Here is a 2,757-nt window from a genome sequence, read left to right as displayed (position 1 = left end):
GAGCTACCCCGTGCGAGCCTATGCCATGGCCCCAGCCCCTGAGGAGAACCCCGCGCCCCCGGAGCCCGGGCCCTGCACCCCCGAGGCGCTCGAGCGGGCCTTCCTCGAGCGCGGCCACCCGCTGGTGCTGGGCTTCGACGAGCACGGCGGGTTCTACGCCCAGGCGGGGGGCCTGCTGGAGTGGGACCCCGAGGGCGCGGCGCCCGCGGCCCTGCGGCTGGCCGCGCGGCTGGGGGTCGAGCTCCCCCGGGCCGGCGAGGGGGGGGCGCGGTGAGCCCGGAGCGGCAGCTCGAGGCCCGCCGCTCGATGCTGCGGGGCCTGCTGGCCTCCCTGCGGGAGGAGCGGCCGTGACCCGGGCCCGCCTGGCGCTGCTGGGCCTGGTGGCCCTCGTCCTCTACGCCCGGCTGAGCGCGCCGGCGCTGACCGCCGGGGTTGGCGCAAATCCCCGGCCCTCCCCGCCGGCGGCCGCGGCCGCCGGCGGTTCTCGTGCCCCGGAGGGGGAAACCCCCGGGGCCGTCAGCCTCCGCCGTCCGGATGAGACGGCGGAAACCGCCAGACCCTGGAATTTCTGCCGGGCACGCGTAGAATACGCCGCCGTTGCCGGGCGGCGCGCCCACCTGCGCGTGTCCGGGCGTGCAAATACACTCACTCTTCAGACTGGTTCGGGTATTTTCACCTATGCGGCCCCCGACGTGTGCAGCGGCGGGGGTTGCGCGGTAGACCTGGCGACCCCTGGCCCTTATACGGTGCGGTTCGACGGATGCGAGCCGGTCTACCTGGGAGGCTGAGCGCATGGACGACAAAGGGCAGACCACCAGGCGACCCAAAGGTTACCCCGGCCGGATGGCGTTCCGGGCCTTCACCGCCAAGACCACCGGCCGCAAGCGCAACCCGCTCGAGCAGCCCCAGCAGGAGCTGCTGGCCGTGGTGCTCTCCAGCGAGCGGGCCGCCCAGCGCGTCATGGAGTACGCCGGGGGCGACCTACGAAACCTCGACGGCTGCGACGTGCGCGACCTGGCCGGCATCCCCGACATGGGCGACGGGCGGGCGGCCCGCCTCGCGGCCGTGCTGGCGCTGATGGCCCAGTTCGCCGCCCCCTTCGCCGAGCGGGTGGAGCAGCTCGAGGCCGAGATCGCCGGCCTGCGGGCCAAGGAAACCGCCGCCCAGCGCAAGATCATGACCAGCGCGGCGTAAACCGCCGTCCGGTTCCGCCGGCGCCAACCGCCGTCTGTACTGGGCGGCGGTTTCTTCCTTTATGGGCGGATTCCGCCGGTCCATGCTGGCGGGGACATGGCCCGCCGCCTCAGCCCCAGCGACCCGCTCGAGCCCGGCAAGCAGTACGAGTTCGCCTACGCCGTCAAGCGGGGCGACCCCTTCGCCCTGGGCAAGAAGGGCCTCGAGGAGCACCTGAACCGGGAGTTCAGGACCACCCTGATCCGGGTGGACGACTGGGGCCGGCGCGACGGGCTCTTCGTGGTGCGCTTCCACGTCGAGGCGCCCCGGGCCCAGGCCCAGGGCTCCCCGCAGCCCGCGCTGGTGCCGGCGCTGGCGATCGTGGTCGGGGCGCTGGCCGCGGCCACCGTGGCCTACTTCGCCTTCCGGGTGGCGCTGGAGTTCCGCGAGGCGCTCGAGGTGGTGGGGCCCGGGCCCATCCAGACGGTGGGCACCGGCGCCGCCGTCGGCATGGGCGGGCTGGGCGTCTTCCTGGCCCTGCTGGGCCTGTCGCTGCTGTGGCCCAAGCGCCAGCGCGAGGAGACCGAGCTGCACACCCCCTTCGGGCGCTACCGCCGGCGCCGCGAGAGGTCGGGGCCGGGGGTGTCGCGTGGCTAGGCTGCGCAAGAAGGAGGTGTGCCGGGTCGTCTACTTCGACGAGCGCGGCCGCTTCACCCGAGACCCCGCCAAGGCGGTGAGAACCGCCACGGTGGAACACAAGCCCAAGGCCAGGCCGCGCGGCCGCCTGGTGCGCAAGGGCGGCGAGTGGCTGGACCTGGGCCCCAGCGCCGGCGGCAAGGGCCAGGCCCGGGCGGTCGTCACCCGCCGCGGCCGGGTGCTGGGCGTGCGCGTGCTGGACCCCTACCTCTCCGCCGAGCGCCGCAAGGCCCGGGCCGCCGGCGACCGGGCCACCCTCGAGGCCATCCGGGCCTACGAGCGCGACCTGGCCCGCCTGGTGGCCGCCGACCGGCTCGCCGAGGCCCGCGAGGGGCACGCCCGCCGCGTGGCGCGGGCCCTCGAGGACGCCCACCGCCGCGACCTCTCGAGCAAGGGCGGCCGGCGCACGGCCGCCCGTAACGCCCGGGTGCGCGAGCTGCGGGCCGGCCTCGAGGGCAAGGGCCAGGCCGAGCTGCTGGCCCTGCTCCGGCGCGAGGCCAGGCGCGACCGCGAGCTCGAGCGGGCGGTGCGGGCCGAGCTGAAGGCCCGCGGCCTCGACGCCGCGCCCAAGAGGAAGCGGAGGAAAGCCGCATGAGCGACAGCCGCGTGAGACTGCCCAAACTCAAGGAGCGCCCGGCCGAGGGCGCCGAGCCCGGGCCGGTGGCCGCCGAGGAGCCGGGCCGGCCCCTGGGCAAGGGGGAGCTCTCCCCCCTCCTGCGGGAGGCCGTGGAGTCCCAGCCCCTGCTGCAGGAGCCTGAGCCCGCCGGGCCTGCGGGCGCTGCAAGAGGGCGAGCGGCTGGAGGAACTGCTGGCGGCGGTGGGGGGCTTCGCCAGGGCCCAGCCGCAGCCCAAGCCCCTCCTGCTCAAGATCGCCCCCGACCTCACCTG

4 protein-coding genes and 1 pseudogene are annotated in these 2,757 nt (G+C 75.7%); all 5 read left to right on the top strand.

Annotated features, from left to right (window positions below; all coding sequences use genetic code 11):
* Positions 1 to 274 (top strand): hypothetical protein (locus Mterra_RS20290; protein ID WP_218022989.1); only part of this gene is annotated, 274 nt, incomplete at its 5' end.
* Positions 275 to 792: 518 nt separating this feature from the next.
* Entirely contained in the window at positions 793 to 1,194 is a 402-nt protein-coding gene (locus Mterra_RS20285; protein ID WP_119316747.1) for a hypothetical protein, read from the top strand.
* A gap of 96 nt (positions 1,195 to 1,290) precedes the next feature.
* The gene (locus tag Mterra_RS20280; protein WP_119316746.1) at positions 1,291 to 1,830 is read left to right on the top strand and encodes a hypothetical protein; all 540 of its coding nucleotides are present in this window, start codon (positions 1,291 to 1,293) and stop codon (positions 1,828 to 1,830) included.
* Positions 1,823 to 2,464 carry a hypothetical protein gene (locus tag Mterra_RS20275; RefSeq protein ID WP_119316745.1) on the top strand — a complete coding sequence of 214 codons (642 nt, stop codon included), beginning with the start codon at positions 1,823 to 1,825 and terminating at the stop codon, positions 2,462 to 2,464. Before Mterra_RS20280 ends, Mterra_RS20275 begins: the two co-directional genes overlap by 8 nt.
* Positions 2,465 to 2,620: 156 nt before the next feature.
* Positions 2,621 to 2,757, top strand: a pseudogene (locus tag Mterra_RS23715) (quinone-dependent dihydroorotate dehydrogenase); the annotation flags it as partial.

Origin of the sequence: Calidithermus terrae (assembly GCF_003574345.1) — a bacterium.
Taxonomy (GTDB): Bacteria; Deinococcota; Deinococci; order Deinococcales; family Thermaceae; genus Calidithermus; species Calidithermus chliarophilus.
Note: the sequence above shows the minus strand (reverse complement) of the source record. Positions and strands in the feature narration are given on the sequence as shown.

Bases quoted from the DNA above. Each gene is read 5' to 3' on its own strand.
- Mterra_RS20285 (WP_119316747.1), top strand. From the start codon at position 793: ATGGACGACAAAGGGCAGACCACCAGGCGACCCAAAGGTTACCCCGGC.
- Mterra_RS20280 (WP_119316746.1), top strand. From the start codon at position 1,291: ATGGCCCGCCGCCTCAGCCCCAGCGACCCGCTCGAGCCCGGCAAGCAG.